The sequence below is a fragment of the Paracoccus suum genome, from assembly GCF_003324675.1.
GTDB classification, from domain to species: Bacteria; Pseudomonadota; Alphaproteobacteria; order Rhodobacterales; family Rhodobacteraceae; genus Paracoccus; species Paracoccus suum.
In genome coordinates this window covers 289,669-308,559 of sequence record NZ_CP030918.1, presented here as the reverse complement: position 1 = coordinate 308,559, position 18,891 = coordinate 289,669, and the positions used below count along the sequence as shown (strand labels likewise).

At 68.4% G+C, this 18,891-nt stretch carries 20 protein-coding genes; 5 read left to right on the top strand and 15 right to left on the bottom strand.

Annotation, left to right across the window (positions count from 1 at the left end; translation table 11 throughout):
* Nucleotides 1-4 precede the first annotated feature (4 nt).
* The 3 genes from nusA to pip form a co-directional block, all read right to left on the bottom strand.
* A complete protein-coding gene (nusA, locus tag DRW48_RS01455) occupies nt 5-1,639 on the bottom strand; it encodes a transcription termination factor NusA (RefSeq protein WP_114074861.1) in 1,635 nt (544 codons plus the stop codon).
* Nucleotides 1,640-1,646: 7 nt separating this feature from the next.
* On the bottom strand, nt 1,647-2,273 hold the full coding sequence (gene rimP, locus DRW48_RS01450; RefSeq protein WP_114074860.1) for a ribosome maturation factor RimP: 627 nt from the start codon (nt 2,271-2,273) through the stop codon (nt 1,647-1,649).
* A gap of 139 nt (nt 2,274-2,412) precedes the next feature.
* Nucleotides 2,413-3,372 carry a prolyl aminopeptidase gene (pip, locus tag DRW48_RS01445; protein WP_114077276.1) on the bottom strand — a complete coding sequence of 320 codons (960 nt, stop codon included), beginning with the start codon at nt 3,370-3,372 and terminating at the stop codon, nt 2,413-2,415.
* A gap of 51 nt (nt 3,373-3,423) precedes the next feature.
* Between pip and ubiG the strand changes: the two genes are divergently transcribed.
* Nucleotides 3,424-4,164, top strand: a complete 741-nt coding sequence (ubiG, locus tag DRW48_RS01440; RefSeq protein WP_114074859.1) for a bifunctional 2-polyprenyl-6-hydroxyphenol methylase/3-demethylubiquinol 3-O-methyltransferase UbiG — start codon at nt 3,424-3,426, stop codon at nt 4,162-4,164.
* Nucleotides 4,165-4,231: 67 nt separating this feature from the next.
* On the opposite strand, the gene dalA is transcribed toward ubiG, so the two are convergent.
* Nucleotides 4,232-4,741, bottom strand: a complete 510-nt coding sequence (gene dalA / locus DRW48_RS01435) for a divisome-associated lipoprotein DalA (protein WP_114074858.1) — start codon at nt 4,739-4,741, stop codon at nt 4,232-4,234.
* Nucleotides 4,742-4,957: 216 nt separating this feature from the next.
* Between dalA and DRW48_RS01430 the strand changes: the two genes are divergently transcribed.
* Nucleotides 4,958-5,623: a L,D-transpeptidase gene (locus DRW48_RS01430; protein WP_114074857.1), complete on the top strand. Its 666-nt coding sequence runs from the start codon at nt 4,958-4,960 to the stop codon at nt 5,621-5,623.
* Nucleotides 5,624-5,702: 79 nt separating this feature from the next.
* Here the strand turns inward: DRW48_RS01430 and DRW48_RS01425 are convergent, their stop codons facing one another.
* The 5 genes from DRW48_RS01425 to DRW48_RS01405 form a co-directional block, all read right to left on the bottom strand.
* Nucleotides 5,703-5,792, bottom strand: coding sequence for a DUF2474 family protein (locus tag DRW48_RS01425; protein WP_114074856.1), 90 nt, complete (start codon nt 5,790-5,792; stop codon nt 5,703-5,705).
* Nucleotides 5,792-6,805 carry a cytochrome d ubiquinol oxidase subunit II gene (gene cydB / locus DRW48_RS01420; RefSeq protein ID WP_114074855.1) on the bottom strand — a complete coding sequence of 338 codons (1,014 nt, stop codon included), beginning with the start codon at nt 6,803-6,805 and terminating at the stop codon, nt 5,792-5,794. Before cydB ends, DRW48_RS01425 begins: the two co-directional genes overlap by 1 nt.
* A 3-nt stretch (nt 6,806-6,808) precedes the next feature.
* A complete protein-coding gene (locus DRW48_RS01415) occupies nt 6,809-8,212 on the bottom strand; it encodes a cytochrome ubiquinol oxidase subunit I (protein ID WP_114074854.1) in 1,404 nt (467 codons plus the stop codon).
* Between the two features lie 114 nt (nt 8,213-8,326).
* Nucleotides 8,327-9,397: a ferrochelatase gene (hemH, locus tag DRW48_RS01410; RefSeq protein ID WP_241963327.1), complete on the bottom strand. Its 1,071-nt coding sequence runs from the start codon at nt 9,395-9,397 to the stop codon at nt 8,327-8,329.
* Nucleotides 9,394-10,260: a class I SAM-dependent methyltransferase gene (locus DRW48_RS01405; RefSeq protein ID WP_114077274.1), complete on the bottom strand. Its 867-nt coding sequence runs from the start codon at nt 10,258-10,260 to the stop codon at nt 9,394-9,396. Before DRW48_RS01405 ends, hemH begins: the two co-directional genes overlap by 4 nt.
* 34 nt (nt 10,261-10,294) lie before the next feature.
* Between DRW48_RS01405 and DRW48_RS01400 the strand changes: the two genes are divergently transcribed.
* Genes DRW48_RS01400 through DRW48_RS01390 form a run of 3 tightly spaced genes read left to right on the top strand, consistent with a single transcriptional unit; the run spans nt 10,295 to nt 12,266 of the window.
* Nucleotides 10,295-11,059 carry a ComF family protein gene (locus DRW48_RS01400; protein ID WP_114074853.1) on the top strand — a complete coding sequence of 255 codons (765 nt, stop codon included), beginning with the start codon at nt 10,295-10,297 and terminating at the stop codon, nt 11,057-11,059.
* Between the two features lie 30 nt (nt 11,060-11,089).
* A complete protein-coding gene (gene grxC / locus DRW48_RS01395) occupies nt 11,090-11,401 on the top strand; it encodes a glutaredoxin 3 (protein ID WP_114077273.1) in 312 nt (103 codons plus the stop codon).
* Nucleotides 11,402-11,411: 10 nt separating this feature from the next.
* Entirely contained in the window at nt 11,412-12,266 is an 855-nt protein-coding gene (locus DRW48_RS01390; RefSeq protein ID WP_114074852.1) for a carbon-nitrogen hydrolase family protein, read from the top strand.
* 61 nt (nt 12,267-12,327) lie between these two features.
* Here the strand turns inward: DRW48_RS01390 and DRW48_RS01385 are convergent, their stop codons facing one another.
* From DRW48_RS01385 to hslO, 6 genes are read right to left on the bottom strand one after another with little or no spacing between them, the layout of a single operon-like run.
* Entirely contained in the window at nt 12,328-12,846 is a 519-nt protein-coding gene (locus DRW48_RS01385) for a L,D-transpeptidase family protein (protein ID WP_114074851.1), read from the bottom strand.
* A gap of 37 nt (nt 12,847-12,883) precedes the next feature.
* Nucleotides 12,884-14,134, bottom strand: a complete 1,251-nt coding sequence (locus DRW48_RS01380) for a class I SAM-dependent RNA methyltransferase (protein ID WP_114074850.1) — start codon at nt 14,132-14,134, stop codon at nt 12,884-12,886.
* Nucleotides 14,131-15,990, bottom strand: coding sequence for an ABC transporter ATP-binding protein (locus tag DRW48_RS01375; protein ID WP_114074849.1), 1,860 nt, complete (start codon nt 15,988-15,990; stop codon nt 14,131-14,133). Before DRW48_RS01375 ends, DRW48_RS01380 begins: the two co-directional genes overlap by 4 nt.
* Nucleotides 15,990-17,186: a CCA tRNA nucleotidyltransferase gene (locus tag DRW48_RS01370; protein WP_241963326.1), complete on the bottom strand. Its 1,197-nt coding sequence runs from the start codon at nt 17,184-17,186 to the stop codon at nt 15,990-15,992. The genes DRW48_RS01375 and DRW48_RS01370 overlap by 1 nt, the downstream gene beginning before the upstream one ends.
* Nucleotides 17,183-17,788, bottom strand: coding sequence for a CoA pyrophosphatase (locus DRW48_RS01365; RefSeq protein WP_114074848.1), 606 nt, complete (start codon nt 17,786-17,788; stop codon nt 17,183-17,185). The genes DRW48_RS01370 and DRW48_RS01365 overlap by 4 nt, the downstream gene beginning before the upstream one ends.
* Complete coding sequence (gene hslO / locus DRW48_RS01360; protein WP_114077271.1) at nt 17,785-18,801, bottom strand: Hsp33 family molecular chaperone HslO; 1,017 nt, start codon at nt 18,799-18,801, stop codon at nt 17,785-17,787. Before hslO ends, DRW48_RS01365 begins: the two co-directional genes overlap by 4 nt.
* Nucleotides 18,802-18,891: the final 90 nt, after the last annotated feature.

The following is an 18,891-nucleotide window of genomic DNA, read 5'->3' as shown; positions in this document are numbered from 1 at the left end:
ACCGTCAGGTCCGCACCTCCGCGTCGGTGTCCGCATCAGCCTCGGCGTCAACCTCGTCATCCGCGTCACCGGTGTTCAACTCGTCCGGGTCGACCCAGCCGAGCATCACGCGTGCGGTCATGACCATGTGCTGCGCTTCTTCGAGGCTGACATTGAACGGCTCGAGCAGCCCCTCGTCCTTCTTGCGCTGCCCGTTTTCGGTGGTCCAGCCGCCGGCTAGTTCCCAGTCCGCGCAGGTGGCAAAGTCCTCGAGGGTCTTGATGCCGTCCTTGGCCAGTGCCTCGACCATCTGGGGGCTGAGGCCGTCGAATTCAATGAGGCTGTCCTCGGCGCCGAGCGCGCGGGCGTTTTCCAGCGCCGCACGGGTCGCCGCTTCGAGGTGGTCGCGGGCGCGGGCCTGCAGCTCGGATGCGGTGCCCTCGTCCACGCCGTCGATGGCCAGCAACTCGCCGAGGTCGACATAGGCGACCTCCTCGAGGTTGGTGAAGCCTTCGGCGACCAGCAACTGGGCGAAGAATTCGTCCAGGTCCAGCACTTCCATGAAGAGGCCGGTACGGCTGTTGAACTCGGCCTGGCGGCGCTTGGATTCCTCTTCCTCGGTCATGATGTCGATGTCGAGGCCGGTCAGTTGGCTGGCCAAGCGCACGTTCTGGCCGCGCCGGCCGATGGCCAGCGACAGTTGCTCCTCGGGGACGACGACCTCGATGCGCGGGGCCTCCTCGTCGAACACGACCTTGCTGACCTCGGCCGGCTGCAGCGCGTTCACGAGGAACGTGGCCTGGTCGTCATTCCACGGAATGATGTCGATCTTTTCGCCCTGAAGCTCGCCCACCACGGCCTGAACGCGGCTGCCGCGCATACCGACGCAGGCCCCGACCGGGTCGATGCTGTTGTCATAGCTGATGACCGCGATCTTGGCCCGGCTGCCCGGGTCGCGGGCGACGGCCTTGATCTCGATGATGCCGTCGTAGATTTCCGGCACTTCCATCTTGAACAGTTCGGCCATGAACTGCGGATCGGTGCGCGACAGGAAGATCTGCGGGCCGCGCGCCTCGCGGCGGACGTCCTTGACGTAGGCGCGGATGCGGTCGTTCGGGCGATAGCTCTCGCGGCCGATTTTTTCGTTACGGCGCAGGATGGCCTCGCCGCGGCCGATGTCGACGATGATGTTGCCGTATTCTTCGCGCTTGACGATGCCGTTGATGATCGTGCCGGCGCGATCCTTGAATTCCTCGTACTGGCGGTCACGCTCGGCCTCGCGCACGCGCTGCAGGATGACCTGCTTGGCGGATTGCGCGGCGATGCGGCCCAACTCGACCGGGGGAACCTCGTCGATGATCTCGGCGCCGACTTCGGGCGAGTCGAGATAGGGACGTGCCTGCTCGACGGTCAGCTGCGCCTGGTAATTCTCGACCGCGTCATCCTCGACCACGGTGCGCACGCGGGTAAAGCGGGCATTTCCGGTCTTGCGGTCGATGCTGACCCGGATGTCCATCTCGGCGCCATAGCGCGACTTGGCGGCGCGGGCGAGGCTGTCCTCCATCGCCTCGATCACCAGATCGGGGTCGATCATCTTCTCGCGGGCAACCGCCTCGGCGGTCTGCAGAAGCTCAAGCTGGTTGGCAGAGGTAATGGCCATCAGGCGCTTACTCCTTGGCGTCAGTTTGGGGGGCCGCGTCGGATTCGTCCGCGGCGTCGGTTTCAATGGAATCGAACGCGCCTTCGTCGAGGGCGCTGGCATCAAGGGTGCCGGCCTCCTTGCGCTGGCGCAGCATCTCGGCGATCAACTCGTCGGTCAGCAGCAGCTTGGCATCGGCCAGCCAGTCGAAATTCAAGCCGATGGTGTGGACCTTGCCCGCCTCGTCGAGGTTGATCAGCACCTCGTCGCCCTCGACCCCAGCCAGCGTGCCCTTGAAGCGCTTGCGCCCGTCAATGGCCTGGTTCGTCTCCAGCCGGGCCTCATAGCCCTCGAATGTGGCGAAGTCCTTGAGGCGGGTCAGCGGCCGGTCGATGCCGGGACTGGACACCTCGAGGTGATAGCCCTCCTCGAGGGGGTCGTCGACGTCCAGCATGGCGCTGACGGCGGTCGAAATATCGGCGCAGTCATCGACGTTGATCCCGCCTTCGGGGCGGTCGGCCATGATCTGCAGCGTGGCGGTGCGTCCGCCGAGCAGGCGCAGGCGGATCAATTCGAACCCGAGGTCCTCGATCACCGGGCGCACGATCTCGGCGAGGCGCCTGTCGATGGCGGTCTTGGCGGTCAGATCATGCATGCCGGAGGTCCTGCGGAAATTAAAAACGGGCCGTCAGCGGCCCGTGCGGAAGCATCCGGTGGGGCAGGGGGTGGAAGCCTGCGCCGCTGTTGAGCCAGCATATAGACGGGCGGGGGCGGGGTTGCAAGGGCGTTGCCCCTCAGGGCCAGTTGTCCATCACCCGCAGCAGCTCGGCGGCGATTGCCGCCTCGCTCAGCGCATGGCCGGACGCGGGTACCATGCGCAGATCGCAGCGGTCCCAGCCCTCGGCCAGTTGATGCGCGCTGATCGGCGGGCAGACCATGTCAAAGCGGCCTTGCACAATCACCGCGGGCAGATGTTCGATGGCCTTGCGGTCCTGCAGCAACTGCCCCTCACTCAGGAAGCAGTTGTTGTGGAAGTAGTGGCATTCCAGACGGGAAAAGACCCGGGCGTAGTCGGGCGGCCCGCCGCCGCAATGGCTGCTGTGCAGTCCTGCCAGCGAATTTTCCCACGCCATCCAGGTCAGGGCGTGGCGCGTCTCGACCGCCATGTCGCCACTGAAGAGGCGCCGGTGGTACGCGGCAATCAGGTCGTCACGCTCGGCTTCGGGGATTGGCGCTGTGAAATGCGCCCAGAGGTCGGGAAAGAATTGCGCCGCACCGCCCGCATAGAACCAGTCCAGTTCGCGCCGGCGGCCCAGAAAGACGCCCCGCAGGATCAGGCCGGTTACGGCCTCCGGGTGGGCCTCGGCATGGGCGAGGGCCAGCGTCGCGCCCCAGCTGCCTCCGAACAGCAGAGCAGGCCCGATGCCGAGGGTCGCGCGGATCGCCTCGATGTCGGCGATCAGATGGGCGGTGGTGTTGCGCGCCACCGCCGCCAACGGGCGCGAGCGGCCGCAGCCGCGCTGGTCGAACAGCACCACACGATAGCGGGCCGGGTCGAAAAAGCGGCGCAGGTGGGGCGAGGCGCCGCCGCCCGGCCCGCCATGCAGCACGATCACCGGCTGGCCGTCGGGATTGCCGCTTTGCTCGACATAGATGCTGTGGCCGTCACCCATGTCGATCATGCGCCGGTCGAACGGCTCGGTGGTTGGGTGAAGGCGCGGGCCGGCGCCGATTTGCCCTGCAGTCCTGTCCATCATGACAGTATAGATGCGGCTACGGGCGACCGCCACCAGAGGGAGAGGCCAATGAACAGCAGCGTCGATCAGGCCGAGCTGGACAAGTTCGAGGCGATGGCCGCCGAGTGGTGGGATCCGGCGGGTAAGTTCAAGCCGCTGCACGGGATGAACCCGGTGCGGCTGGATTACGTCACCGACCAGATCGCCCAGGCCTGCGGGCGCGAGCGCAAGGGCGCGCGGCCATTTGCCGGGCTGCGGGTGCTCGATATCGGCTGCGGCGGCGGGCTGCTGTCAGAGCCGCTGGCCCGGCTGGGGGCCGAGGTCCTCGGCGCCGACGCCGTCGCCCGCAACATCGAGGTCGCGCGCCTGCACGCCGCACAGATGGGGCTGGAGATCGACTATCGCGCGACCACCGCCGAGGCACTCGCGGCCGCGGGCGAGGCGTTCGACGCCGTCCTGGCCTTGGAAATCATCGAGCATGTCGAGGGACCGGCCGAGTTCGTCGCCACCTGCGCCAGCCTCGCCCGTCCCGGCGGCGCGGTGATCGTGTCGACCCTGAACCGCACGCCGCAGAGTTTCGCGATGGCGATCGTCGGCGCGGAATGGGTGATGCGCTGGCTGCCCAAGGGCACTCACGACTGGCGCCGCTTCATCACACCGGCCGAGTTGGAAACGATGATGAGCGCCGCCGGGCTGCAGCCGGTCGATCAACGCGGGATGCAGTATAACCCACTGACAGGGGACTGGCGGCTGAGTTCCAGTGATTTCGGCTGCAATTACATTGCGACAGCGCTGCGCCCGGCGAATTGAGGTCACGCCCTGTAAGGCAGAGCGTCCGGCCTCGGACGCTCTGGTCCGGGGGTCGGGGCCGCTGGCCTCATGCTCCTGTCAGCAGAACCCACCAGATCTTGCCCGACGGCTCCTGGAACCAGGACATGCCCAGGTTCCGGGCGTCGGGGTCCATGATGACGTCACGGGTGTCGCGCGTCTGCATCCAGGCGCTGAGCGTCGCGATGTCATTCTCGTAGGTTTCCGAGATATTCTCGCCGATCAACTGGCCCATGTAGCCTTGGCGCTGAATCCGGTCGATGGGCGAACTGCCGTCCGAGCCGAAATGCCAAGCCCGGTTCTGGGCGGACATGTCGCGTGCATGGGCGGCGGCGGCCGCGTTCAGCTGGGGGTGCAGGATCAGCGCCGGGGCCCCGCTCGCCGAACGCAGGCGGTTCACCTCACCCAGCACGCGCGGGCCGATTGCCGCCTGCTCGGCCGGGGTGATCTTGTAGGCCACCGGCAGCGGCTTGCCATCGGGTCCCAACTGCACCGGCTGGCGGGCGCAGGCACCGAGGGCAAGGGCGGCGCAGAGCACCATCAGGCCAAGCTTGGTCATGCTGCGCAATCCTCATTATCCGGCGGCAGGGGTAGAGCGGGATGCAGCCTTAGCGAAAGCCCCGCGCAGCGCAAAGCCAAGATTGCGTGAAAAATCCCACACTGCCCAACAATGACGGCGGAGTGATTTGCGGGCACGCAGGCGCCGGGTTTATCGCGGGCATCAGAGCAGTCCGCAAAGAGGCCAGCGCAGGCCCGCGCCCGTGGAGAACGCCCCATGACAGACCCCGTTTCCATTCCCGTCAGCCGCCGCCGTCTGCTGACGTCCGCCGCCGTTGGTGCCGGCGCGGCAGTTATCGGCTTTCCGGCCCTGGCGCAGGGGTTCGACCCCTACACCGGCGCCCCGCTGCAGGGCGCGCCAGCCGCTGGCGCGACCCCGGATGCCGGCGTCGTTCAGGTGGACCCGAATGCCGATTCGCGCCACAACATCTCGTCCTGGCGCGCGCATGCCGACTGGCGACCCTATTTCTCCAACCTGACCAACGGCGCGATCCTGGTCGACATCACCTCGCGCGCGCTGACCTTCTGGTCCGAGGACGAGAGCGTGGTGAAGGTCTATCCGACCTCGGTCCCTGTCAGTTCTGACCTGACGCGCCGCGGCCGGACCGAGATCATCAAGAAGGTCGAGGGTCCGACCTGGGCGCCGACGCCGGAGATGAAAAAGCGCAACCCGGAATGGCCGGACTTTGTGCCGGCCGGACCGGACAATCCGCTGGGCACCCACGCCCTCTGGCTGAGCTGGCAGTATTACCGCATCCACGGCACGCATGACACGCGCAAGATCGGCCGCAAGTCGTCGAACGGTTGCGTTGGACTTTACAACGAGCACATCAAGGAACTGTTCGGCCTGACCACCATCGGCACGCAGGTGCTGCTGATCTAGGACGGCCAAAAGGGAATGCAAAACGCCCCGTCCGAAAGGCCGGGGCGTTTTCGTGTCCGGCGCAGCAGTCGCGCCCCGCTCACATCAGGACAGTGCGGATCGCCAGCGCCACGATGCCCAGCGCCGCGACGCTGGCCAGCCACAAGCCGACGAACCACACCCAGCGCATCAGTGATAGCCTTGGTCCGGGTCGACCACGCCGCGGAACACCCAGTAGGAATAGGCTGTGTAGGCGAGGATGGTCGGGATCAACACCGCCGCCCCGACCAGCAGGAAGCGCAGCGAGGTGTCGGGCGCGGCAGCCTCCACAATGGTCAGGCCGGGCGGGACGATGTTGGGATAAAAGCTGATCCCGAGGCCAGTGAAGGTCAGCACGAACAGCGCCAGCACCCCCAGAAATGGCCACATGACCCTGCGGTCATTGTCACGGGTCGCGGTCCAGGCGATGCCGCCGGCCAGCACGACCAGCACCGGCACGATCACCGACCAGACCAATCCCGCCCCGCTGAACCAGCGCTGCATGTATTCGGGGCGCACCCACACGGTCGCGAGGCTGACCGCGCCGATCACGGCGATCAGCGCCGGCAGCCCGAGGCGCAGTATTCGGGTTGCATGCACGCGCGTTGCGCCGTCGGTTTTCATCCGCAGCCAGGCCGCGCCGAGGGTCGCGTAACCGATCAGCACCGCCACCGCGCAGAGGGCCGAGAACGGCGTCGCCCAGTCCCAGGTACCACCGGCGAAGGCGCGGTCCTGAACCGTGATGCCCTGCACGAGCGCGCCCAGGATCAGGCCCTGGGCGATCGCCGCGGCCAGTGAGCCGATGGCAAAACCCCATTCCCAGAACGCTTGGGCTCGCTTGGTTCGAAAAGTGAACTCGAACGCGACGCCGCGAAAGATCAGGCCGAGCAGCATGATGATGATCAGCGGATAGACCGCCGGCATCACCACCGCATAGGCCAGCGGAAACACCGCCAGCAGCCCGCCCCCGCCGAGGACCAGCCAGGTCTCGTTGCCATCCCACACCGGGGCGATGGTGTTCATCGCAAGGTGCCGCTCGCGCCGGTCCCGCAGCCAGGGAAACAGGATGCCGATGCCCAGGTCGAAGCCGTCGAAGACCACATAGGCCAGCACCGCGAATGCGATCAGGCCGGCCCAGATATGTGCGAGATCAAGCGGAAACATGGCTCATGTCCGGTGCTGGTGGGTTTCGGCGATCGGTGTGACGCCGGCGGCGCGTGTCGTGCCCAGCCCCTCGACATCGACCCGCTGGCTGGGAAGCCGCGCGATCAGCCGAAGGATGTAGAAGGTGCCAGAGCCGAAGACGAGGAAGTAGACGATCACGAAAGCGACCAGCGAGGTGCCGACCATCTCGGCCGACAGCGGCGCGTGGCTCTCGGCCGTGCGCAAATGGTTGTAGATCGTCCAGGGCTGCCGGCCGACCTCGGTCGTGACCCATCCGCAGAGGACGGCGAGGAAACCGGACGGTCCCATCAGCAGAGCCGCGCGGTGCAGCCAACGGTCGGTGTAAAGTTGTCCGCGCCAGCGCGCCAGCAGGGCCCACAGGCCCACGCCCAGCATGGCGACGCCGACGGCGACCATGACCCTGAAGGTCCAGAAGATGATCCGCGCCGGCGGCCGGTCCTCCTTGGGGAAGGCGTCGAGGCCGAGGACGGGCTTGTCGAGGCTGTGGGTCAGGATCAGCGAGCCGACCAATGGAACCTCGATCTTGCGGCGGGTGACGCCAGCCTCGTCATCGGGGATGCCGAAGAGGATCAGCGGGACGCGGCCCTGGGGGTAGCTTTCGTAATGCCCCTCGATCGCCGCGATCTTGGCCGGCTGATGCTCCAGCGTGTTCACGCCATGCATGTCGCCTGCGAGGATCTGCAAGGGGGTGACAAGCACCGCCATCCACATCGCGTGGCTGAACATGCGACGCGAGCCGGGATCCTCGCCGCGCCGCAGCAGGTGCCAGGCGCCCGCCGAGCCGACGACAAAGGCCGTTGTCAGATAGGCGGCCAGCACCATATGCGCGAGGCGATAGGGGAACGACGGGTTGAAGATCACCGCCCACCAGTCGGTGGGGACAAACTGGCCGTTAGGCGCGATCTCGAACCCGGCCGGGGTCTGCATCCAGCTGTTCACCGACAGGATCCAGAAGGCCGAGAACAAGGTGCCCAGCGCGACGATGCAGGTTGCCGCGAAATGCAGCTTGTCGCCGACCTTCTCGCGGCCGAACAGCATGATCCCCAGGAAGCCGGCCTCGAGAAAAAAGGCGGACAGCACCTCGTAGCCCATGGGCGGCCCGATGACCGGCCCTGCGCGGTCCGAGAACACCGACCAATTGGTCCCGAACTGGTAGGCCATGACGATGCCCGAGACGACGCCCATGCCGAACACCACGGCAAAGATCGTGCGCCACTGCTCGAACAGGTCGAGGTAGGCGCGGTCACGAGTCTGCAGCCAGCGAAAGTTCAGCAGTGCCAGCCAGCTGGCGAGGCCGATGGTGAAAGCGGGAAAAATGATATGCGCCGACACCGTGAAGGCGAATTGCATGCGCGCCAGCGTCAGTGCTGTCAGACCAAAGTCCATGACATGTCCCGATCACAGAGGTTGGCCAAGGCTAACACTACCGGCGCCGCGTGACGAGGCGATGCGGCCGGCGCGAGGTGCGACACAGCCGCGCCCCCGCCCCGTCCGATGATGTCAGAGCCAGCCGCCGACGTTCTCGGCCACGATGCGCGCCATCATGGCAATATGTTCGGGATCGTCGTTCAGGCACGGCACATAGGTGAACTGCTGGCCGCCGGCGTCTTCGAAGGCGTGGCGAATCTCGCCGTTGATCTCCTCCAGTGTCTCGATGCAGTCGGCGCTGAAGGCGGGCGAGATGACGGCGATGTCGGTCACGCCCTCGCGGGCCAGCTCGGCCACATGCTCGACGGTGTAGGGCCGCAGCCATTCCTCGGGGCCAAAGACCGACTGGAAGGTGGTGTCGATTGTCCCCTCGGGCCAGCCGAGGCGCTCGGCCAGCAGGCGCGCGGTCTTCTGGCACTGGCAGTGATAGGGATCGCCCTCCAGCAGATAGCGGCGCGGCATGCCGTGAAAGCTGGCGACCAGCCGCTGCGGGATGCGCCCGCCCAGCGTCCGCTCGACCGAGGCCGCAAGCGCATCGATATAGTCGGGGCGGTCAAAATAGGGCGCGACCGTGCGGCTCGCGGGCTGGCGCTTGAGATCCATCAGCGCGCGAAAGAACTTGTCGTTGGCGGTCGCGGTCGTCGGTCCCGCATATTGTGGATAGAGGGCGAAGAACACGATCCGGTCGCAGCCCGCGGCAACCATCCGCTGCACCGTGGCGGGGGTCGAGGGGTTGCCGTAGCGCATGGCAAACTCGACCATGACCTGATCGCCCCATTCCTCGGCCAGCACCTTGCGCAACGCGTCGGTCTGCGCGCGGGTAATGGTCATCAACGGGCTTTCGTTCAGCTCTTCATTCCAGATGGTGCGGTAGTTTGCCCCGGAAGTGAACGGCCGCTTGCCCAGGATCACGGTCTGCAGCAGCGGCTGCCATTTCCAGCGCGGGTAGTCGATTACCCGCCGGTCGCTGAGAAATTCGTTCAGATAGCGGCGCATCGACCAGTAATCGGTGCCGTCGGGCGTGCCGAGGTTGGCCAGCAGCACGCCGACCTTGGGCCGCGGCTGGGGCGGGTGGCCTTCGGGGGCGTAGTCCGGGACGCGGGCGTCGGGGGCGGGCAAAGTGTCTGCTGGCTTGCGATTCACGCTGGCCTCACGTTGAGGGCCGCAGCCAACGGCATCTTGGCCGAGCCGGGGCGGAGGGGTTGTTGTTGTCCGGGCGCGGGCGCCCAGCCGGTCAGGAAGAGGAGGTCGATCCGGGCCAGAACGCGCGAGGCGTCATTCGGATCGCGGTGCGCGGTCTGATATCTCGCGCTGGCCTCGGACAAAACGTCGCGGCGCAGGGGCTGGCGGCGGCGATGCAACAGGGCGTTGCCCTCGCCCATGGCGCGCAACTCGCGGCCGAGGTGGATCAGGCTCTGGTAGCTGAGGGTCAGGGGCATCACGTCGGCCACCGTCAGTGCCAGCCCGACGCGCCCCAGCAACCCTCCCAGCTCGCGCACATCACCCATTGGCAGGACATGGGGGGACAGACCTCCGGTCCGGGCGATCTCGGCCGCAGACAGCGCCTCGCGCAGGCCGGCGAGCGTCTCGCCTCCCGGCAGCACGGCGAGCAGCAACCCGTCGGGGCGCAGCGCGGTGCGGCACTGGATCAACTGGCCCACCGGATCGTCAGCCCAGTGCAGCGCCAACGCATGGATCACCAGGTCCCAGGAGGCCGGCGCGAGATCCAGCACCGCCTCGTCCGCCACGATCCGTGCCGTGGGAAAGCGGGCCTGCCACAATTCGGGCCAGCCGGTGACGATCGCGATATCGGTAAAGGTTCTGTTAACCTCTGCGAGCCTATCTTCGATCTCGTCCATGGCGATGGCGTGGACCAGATCGACGACGCCCTGGCGGCGCGCCCGCGCACGGCCGCGCAGCAGCGCCGTGCGGTCCGTCAGGCGCGGGGCCTGACCGGCGCCCGGCTGTGGTGCGGTCGGCTGGCTGGCTGGCTGGTCGGGGGGCATCTTGGGCGGCGCTGGCCGGTCGGCGGGAGGGATCATGGGGCTCAACGCTAGTGGCTTGGCGCGGATTTGGGAAGGCACGCTGGGCCTTGTCTATCCGCCCCAATGTCCGGGCTGCGACGCTCCGGTGGGCGAGGCGGGCAGCCTCTGCCCGGATTGCTGGCGCGAGGCGCGGTTCATCACCGGGGCCGCCTGCCTTTCTTGCGGCGCGCCGATGGCGAGCGACGGCGGGGCGAGTGGGGCCGGCGCATGGGACGGCCAATGCGACGAATGCTTGGCTCTCGCGCGGCCGTGGACGCGCGGCGTCGCGGCGCTGACCTATGCAGGGACGGCGCGGCGGTTGGTGTTGATGCTGAAACACGGCGACCGGCCGGACCTTGCGCCGACTCTGGGAAGATGGCTCGCGGCGGCTGCGGCGCCGGTGGTCGTCCCGGGGACGGTTGTCGTGCCGGTGCCGGTCCATCCCGCCCGCGCCCTGCGCCGCCGGTATAACCAGGCGGCGTTGATCGGCCGGGCCGCGGCCCGTGCGCTCGGCGTTGCGCACCAGGCCGGCGCCCTGCGCCGCCTGCGCAACACGCCAATGCAGGATCACCGCAGCGTCGCCGACCGCTTTGCCAACCAGTCGGGCGCGATCGAGGTGGCGGCGCGCGCGGCCCCGGCCCTGGTTGGCCAGCCGGTGCTGCTGGTCGATGACGTCATGGCCTCGGGCGCGACGCTGGGCGCGGCGAGCGAGGCGCTGATTGCGGCGGGTGCTGGCGCGGTGACGATTGCGGTGGTGGCCAGGGCGGTCAAGGATACCTAGATAGAGGGCCAACCAAGCCAAGAGGTCATGATGCCTGACGCCGCCAAGGCCGACGCACCCCGCGCAGATGCGCGCGCGCCGGATTCGCCCAAGGTCGAAATCTACCTGACCCGCACCTGCCCCTACTGCATCGCCGCGAAGGCCCTGCTCGACCACAAGGGCGCTGCCTACCAGGTCATCGACGTCGGCGTCGAGCCTGCCCGCCGGGCCGAGATGACCCAGCGCGCCAGTGGCCGGCGCACGGTGCCCCAGATCTTTATCGACGGGCGGCATATCGGCGGTTGCGATGACCTGCAGGCGCTGGACCGGCGCGGCGGCCTCGACCCGCTGCTGGCGCAGTAGGCCCAGACCGTTGCGCGCCGGGCTGGTGCAACTGTGCGGTGGCGATGATCCGGCGGCGAATCTCGGGCCGACGCAGGCACTGATCGCCGACGCCGCGGGGGCGGGCGCGCAACTGGTCCTGACCCCGGAATGTACCAATATCGTCAGCGCTGACCGTGCCCACCAGCAGGCAGTGCTGCGCCGCGAGGGCGATGATCCGACCCTCGCCGCGCTGCGCGCACAGGCGGCGCAGGCCGGGATCTGGCTGCTGGTCGGCTCGCTGCTGCTGAAGGCAGAGGACGCGGGCGAGGCGCGACTGGTCAATCGCAGCCTGCTGATCGCCCCGGATGGCCGCGTCGCCGCGCGCTACGACAAGATCCACATGTTCGATGCCGAGGTCGCCACGGGCGAGACCTACCGCGAAAGCGCCGCGGTCCGCCCCGGAGATCGCGCAGTGCTGGCCACCGCCGATCTGCCCGGCGGCCCACTGCCGCTGGGCCTGACCATCTGCTACGACCTGCGCTTTCCCTATCTTTACCGCCGTCTGGCTCAGGCTGGGGCGATGGCGCTGACCGTTCCCTCGGCCTTTACGGTGCCGACCGGCAGCGCGCATTGGCATGTGCTGCTGCGGGCCCGTGCCATCGAGACGGGCTGCTTTGTCCTTGCCCCGGCGCAGTGCGGAACCCACGCCGTGAACACCCCGTCCGAGCGCCCGCCGCGCCAGAGCTACGGCCACAGCCTTGCGGTCTCGCCTTGGGGCGAGATTCTGGGCGATGGCGGTTCGGATCCCGGCTTGGTGCTGGTCGATCTGGACCCGGCCCAGGTCGCCGAGGCACGGCGGCGTGTCGCCTCGGTGCTGCGCGATTCGGCGGTGATGGGACCTTAGACGTAGTGAGGGCGGCCGGTTGCCCGGCCGCCCTCACTATTCCGCGCGACTCTCTGCCCCCTCAGGGCTGGATGACGATTGGCACGCCTGGCCGCAGCATCGAGAATACTTCCTCGATCTCTTTGTCGTTCACGGCGATGCAGCCCGCGGTCCAGTCGCGGATCTTTTTCTTGGCCGCCAGCGCGCCCTCGGCTCCGCGGCCGTGAATAAAGATGTCACGTCCGGCCGGCAGGCCATAGGTCGCCGCGCGCGCCGTGTCGGCCGGCGACGGATACGAGATACCGACCGACAGGTGATAGAGGCTGTTGGGGTTGAAGCGGTCGATGAAATAGACCCCCTCGGGGGTGCGGCCGTCGCCCTCGAACATCTTGCTGCCGATCGGCTCGTAGCCGAGGCCGACGTCATAGGACTTCAGCACCTGATTATTGTGCATCAGGTAGAGCTTGCGCGAGCTTTTCTGGACCAGCGCCATCGTGACGGCCGGACCCGTGTAGGTCTTGATCTTGGACGGCGTGGGGGCGCAGGCGACCAGCACGCCCAGCAGAAACACCCCGAACAGGGCGCGGAAATAACGTGTCATCACTGCCTCGACCGTCGTTTGACGTTTTTCTTGTGGATCAAGTCCTAGCATGACCGGGCGCCCGGCGAAATACCGCCGAGGTCTCGACATGGGGTGACCACAGGAACTGATCGACCACCTCCAGACGCGCCAATTCGTAGCCGCCAGCGACCATAACGCGCGCATCCCGGGCAAAGGTTACGGGATCGCAGGAGATCCAGACCACTTGCGGCACGTCCGAGGCCGCGATCTGGGCCGCTTGCGGTGTCGCGCCAGCGCGGGGCGGGTCAATCACGATTGCGTCAAAGCCGGCCAGTTCGGCCGCGGTCATCGGACGCCGGGCCAGGTCGCGCGATTCGACGGAGAGCTGGCGCAGCCCGGGCATGGCGCGCCACGCGGCCTGCAGCGCGTCCAGCGGCGGGGCCAAGCCCTCAATCGCGACCACTTCCGCGGTTTGCGCCAGCGGCAGGCTGAAAGTGCCGCAACCGGCAAACAGGTCGACCACGCGCCGCGCGCCGGCCGTGCCGGCCAGAACCGCCGCGGTCAGCGCCGCTTGGCCCTCGGCCGTGGCCTGCAGGAACCCACCGGGCGGCGGGACGACCCGGGCCGGCCCTATCGCGATCCAGGGGCGGCGGCGCGTCAGGGATTCCCCGTCCCAGGTCAGACGGGCCAGATTGCCGGCTTCGGCGAGTCGGGCAAGATCGCTCGTCAGCGCCGCATCCGCCGGCTTGCCGCCGGTGACGGAAACGTCCAGCCCTTCGGGGCCGTCGATCACGGTCAGGTCCAAGGTGCCCGCGCGCGAGGCGCCGGCGACGGTCAGTTCACGCAGCAAGGGGAGGGCGGCGAGGATTGCGGGCGTCACGACGAGGCATTCGTGCAGATCGACGATCACGTCGCTCGCGCGGGCGTGCAGGCCGACCAGCGCGCCGCGCTTGGTCCGGCGGCCTGCCAGTACCGCCCGCCGGCGCGAGCGTGGGGGCGAGGCGTGTTGCGCCGCGACTGTCGCGGCGATGCCCTGCGCAGCCAGCGCGCCGGTCACAATCCCGACCTTCCAGTCCGCCACAAAATCATCGCGCGCATGCATCAGCGTGCAGCCGCCACAGGCCCGGTAATGCGGGCAGGGGGCAGCAACCCGATCGGGCGAGGGCGTGACGATTGCCGGTTGAGCGATGCGTCCGTCGACAGGCGTGCCCGCGATGACCTCGCCGGGCAGGGTCAATCCGGCGAGGGCCCGGGCGCCGCTGCCGTCAAGCGCATGGGCGACGCCATCGCCGCGGCGACCCAGCCGCTCGACCTGCCACTGGTTCACTCGGCCGCCTCGGTCGCTTCGTCATCGTCGGTGCCGAGGAAGCCGCCCGACTGTCGTTCCCAGAAGCGGGCATAAAGGCCGCCGAGGGCGAGCAATTCCGCGTGGCTGCCCTGCTCGGCAATGTGGCCGCCATCGAGGACGACGATCCGGTCAAGCTCGGCGATGGTGGACAGGCGGTGGGCGATGGCGAGGACCGTCTTGCCCGACATGGCGCGGGTCAGCGCGGTCTGGATCGCTGCTTCGACCTCGCTGTCGAGGGCGCTGGTCGCCTCGTCCAGCACCAGGATCGGCGCGTCCTTCAGAAACGCGCGGGCGAGCGCGATGCGCTGGCGCTGCCCACCCGACAGCTTGACCCCGCGCTCGCCCAGATTGGCGTCATAGCCGGTGCGCCCGGCGTGATCGCGCAGCGCCAGGATGAACTCATGCGCCTCGGCCGCGCGCGCGGCGGCGACCAGTTCGGCCTCGCTGGCATCGGGCCGGCCATAAAGGATGTTGTCCCGGGCGCTGCGATTGAACATCGCCGTTTCCTGCGTGACCATGCCGATCTGGCGGCGCAAGCTCTCCTGGGTCAGGTCGCGAATATCGCTGCCGTCGATGCGGATGGCCCCCTTTTCGACATCGTAAAGCCGCAGCAACAAGGCGACCAGTGTGGTCTTTCCGGCGCCGGAATGGCCGACAATCCCGACCCGTTCGCCCGGGGCGATGGACAGGGTTAGATGGTCGATCCCGCCGCTGCCGCGCCCGTAGCTGAAGCTGACGTGGTCGAAGTCGATCCGCCCCTCGGATGCGGTCAGGATGCGCGCGCCGGGCCGGTCGGTCAGGTCATGCGGCGGCGAGAGGGTGTTCATGCCGTCCTCGACCTCGCCGATGCTGCCCCAGACCCCCATCAGGGACATGCTGACCCAGCCGGTCATCTGCGCAAGGCGCAGCGCAATGGCGCCCGATGCAGCGATGTCGCCGGGCGTCGCCGCGCCCTGCCGCCACAGGATCAGAGTGGTCGCGATCAGCAGGATCGGCAGGATGCCGGCGACCAGCATCAGTGAGAAACGGAACGTGGTCGAAATGCGGCCGAAATCCAGCGAAGCGTCGCGAAACCCCTCCATCGCGCCCAAGGCCGCGCGGTCCTCGTAATCGGCATGAGCGAACAGCTTGACCGTCTTGATGTTGGTGATCGTGTCGACCACCTGCCCGGTCACATTGGCCCGGGCCGAGGCGCGGCCAGCAGAACTGGCGCGGATGCGGGGCAGGAACGAGCGGATCAGCCAGATGTAACCGCACAGCCACAGCAGCAGGATCACCGCCCCCCAGCGATCGACCGAGATCAGGAACGCGGCCGAGCCGACCACCGAGGCGAGCGCGAAGGCGACGGTATTGACCGCCTCGGACGCCACATCCGTGACCGCACGGGCGGTCTGCATCTGCTTTTGCGCGATCCTCCCCGCGAAATCATTGTCAAAGAACGTGACTGCCTGGCCCATCGTCCAGCGGTGCAGGCGCGAGAGCACCAGGGGCAGCACGTTCGGGCCGATCATGACGCTGCTGGAGGCGGTCGAAAGGCCATAGACCAGCGGCCGGACGACCAGAAAGAACAGGACAAAGCCGACCAGCAGCCCGCCATGATCGGGCAGCAGCCGGTCGGGGGGCGAGCCCGCGGCGGCGTCCACCACCTTGCCCAGCAGCGTCGCCGACAGCACATCCGCCACCCCGCCGGCCGCCGAGGCGAGGCCGGCAACCGAGAGGCCCGGCCACGCGCCCGCTAGGCACCAGCGGAAGAACGCCAGAAGGCGGCGCGGCGGCGGTCCGTCCGCTGGGCGGAACGCGTTGATCATGTTGGCGAAAGTCTTGTGCAGCAGCATCAGCGATCCTCATCGCCGGCAAGCAGGGCGGCGTCAATCAGGGCGGGGGCGGGAATGGCAAAGCCGGATTCGATCCATAAGGCCTCGGCCGCGCGCAGGCCGCGGCCGATGGCGGGGCCTGCCAGCGGCGGGGCAATGTCGGCGGCGGCGATGGGCAGGGGCGCGGCCGAGGCCTCGGCCAGCCGTTGCGGCCAGCCGGCGGGCAGGTTGGCGCCGTTTGCCTGCGCGATCAGCGCAGCATCGCGGCCGTCGCCTGCACCGAGGTGATAGCCGGCCGGGTCGATGCGGAACGGGCGTATCTGGCTGGCCTTGGCGAGGCGTGCGTGGCGCGATGCCTCGCTGCGGGACAGCCGCAGGGCCTCGGGTGGCAGTTCGGGGGCGAGAAGAGCGAGGCGTCGCTGCCAGTCTGGCGTGACCCCGAGGGCCGCCTCGGCCGCGACGAGGGCTGGCATCGAAGCCGGGTCCGCGCTCGGCAGAACCGCGGCCAGAACGCCGGTCTGGGCCATCAGCCGTAGCGCCTCCGTCGGATCGGGCGCGTCGAGCAGGCGGCGCACCTCGGCCCCGACCCGCTCGCGTGAGAGGGTTTGCAGACCGGGGGCATGGGCAGCGGTTGCCGCCAGCGCCTCTGGGTCGGCCCGCCCGGGCGCGCCGTAATGCGCGTGAAACCGGAAAAAGCGCAGCGCGCGCAGGTAATCCTCGGTAATGCGCGCACTTGCGTCGCCGACGAACCGCAGCCGGCGCGCGGCGAGATCGGAAAGGCCGCTGCCGGTCGGGTCCAGCACCGCGCCGGCCGCGTCGGCGTAAAGGGCGTTCATGGTGAAATCGCGCCGCGCCGCGTCCTCGGCCAGATCGGCGGTGTAAGCCACGGTCGCGTGCCGGCCGTCGGTGGCGACATCGCGGCGAAAACTGGTCACCTCAAAGTGCCGGCCGCAGGCGATCAGGGTCACGGTCCCATGTTCGATGCCGGTTGGTACGCTGCGGATGCCGGCTTCCCTCGCCAGGGCCACCACAACATCGGGCGCGGCACTGGTCGCGATATCAATGTCCCGCACCTCGAGGCCGAGCAGCGCGTCGCGCACTGCGCCGCCGACGATCAGCGCCTGGTGCCCGGCTGAGGTCAGCAGCGACAGCACCGATTGCAGCGCCGGATCGGCGATCACCGCCTTGGGCAACATTTCGGGCGGGCGATCCGTCATTGCCGCGCCTCGCCATCAAGGGCGTGGGCCAAGGCATGCAGCATCCGCGCGGTTGCCCCCCAGATGTAGTAGGGGCCGAAAGGCACGATGTCATAGCTACGCCAGGTGCCGCGCCACATGCGCCGCTCGACCCGGTAGCGCGTCAGATCGGCGACGTGAGCCAGCGGCACCTCGAACACCTCCTCGACCTCGCCGGGTTCGGGGACGGGGGTGAACGGGCCGTGGATCAAGCCGATGACCGGGGTCACTGCAAAACCGGTGACGGTGCGGTGGACCGGCATGCCGCCCAGCACCTCGACCTGGGCCTCGGGCAGGCCGATTTCCTCCCTCGCCTCACGCAGGGCGGCGGCGATGGGCCCGCTGTCGGTGGGATCGACCTTGCCGCCTGGAAGGGCGATCTGGCCGGGGTGGTGACGCAGGCCGCTGGCCCGTTGGGTCAGCAGCAGGTTGCCGCCATCCGCGCGGAACGCCGCGAGGACGGCGGCACGGCGGAGCCCCGCCGCGGGCGGCGCCGGGGGCGCCTCGGGGTTCAGGTCGAAGTCGGACGACGGCACCGCGCTGGCGGCGACCGCCGCAACAAGGCGGGACCGCAAATCGATCATTCCGCGGCAGCCTCGCCCACGCGATTACCGTCCTCGTCGATGACGGCATCAAAGCCGAGGCTGCGCGGGTCGAACACGTAATGCGCGCCGCAGAACTGGCAATCGGCTGTGACCGTGCCCTCGGGCGTGGTCATCTGGGCGATGTCCTTGGCCGAATAGATCGACAGCGTGCCGCGCACCCGCTCAGCCGAGCATGAGCAGCCGAACTCGACCCGCTGCGGCTCGTAGACGCGCGGCTCCTCCTCGTGAAACAGGCGGACCAGCAGGTCGGTGGGTGCAACCGTGGGACCGATCAACTCAAGCTCCTCGACGGTGTCGAGCAAGTGGTTGGCGCGGTTCCAGTCCTCGGACTGGGCGCCCTGCAGGATGTCGGCAGCCTGGATCAGCCCCTCGGCATTGCCCTCGCCCTCGGCGGACATGGCGGTCTTGGGCAGCGTTTGCAGCATCACCCCCCCGGCCCGCCAGTCAGGCGCACCGCCGGGCATCTGCGAGACGCCGGCGCCCAGCGAAAAGCGGGTCGGCAGCTGTTCGGACTGGGCGAAATAGGTCTGCGCGCAAGCCGCCAAGCTGCCGCCGGTCAGCGGCGTGATGCCCTGATAGGGCAGCGAGCCCTGACCCTGGTCGATCAGGATGGCAAAATAGCCTTCCCCGATCTGTTCGAAATGCGGCGCATCCGCATCGAGGTGCTTGTCATCGAAACTGGCCCAGGCGCGCATCCGCGCGGGGCCGCCCTCTACCTCGGGCGCGTACCAGTCGGCAGCCAGCGTGCGGATCGGGCCGGTGCCGCGGACCTGCAGGCTCAGCTTCCAGCGCAGCTTGATGGTCGGGCCGATCAGCGCCGCCAGCAGCGCAAGCTCGGCCACGGCGGCGGCGACGACTGGCGGGTAGTCATGTCGCGACAGGATATGGCCCAGCACCCCGTCGAGGCGGGCAATGCGGCCGCGCAGGTCCGAACGGTCAAGCTGGAAGGGCAGGACGGTGTCGTCCCAGGCGATCTGGTTCAATTTGGACATGAGGGTCCCTTGTCTGGCAGAGGCCGGCCGGCGCCGTTTCAGGGAAGGATATAGGTTGTGCGCCGCCCCGGGAAAGGGGCGGGCGGCCCA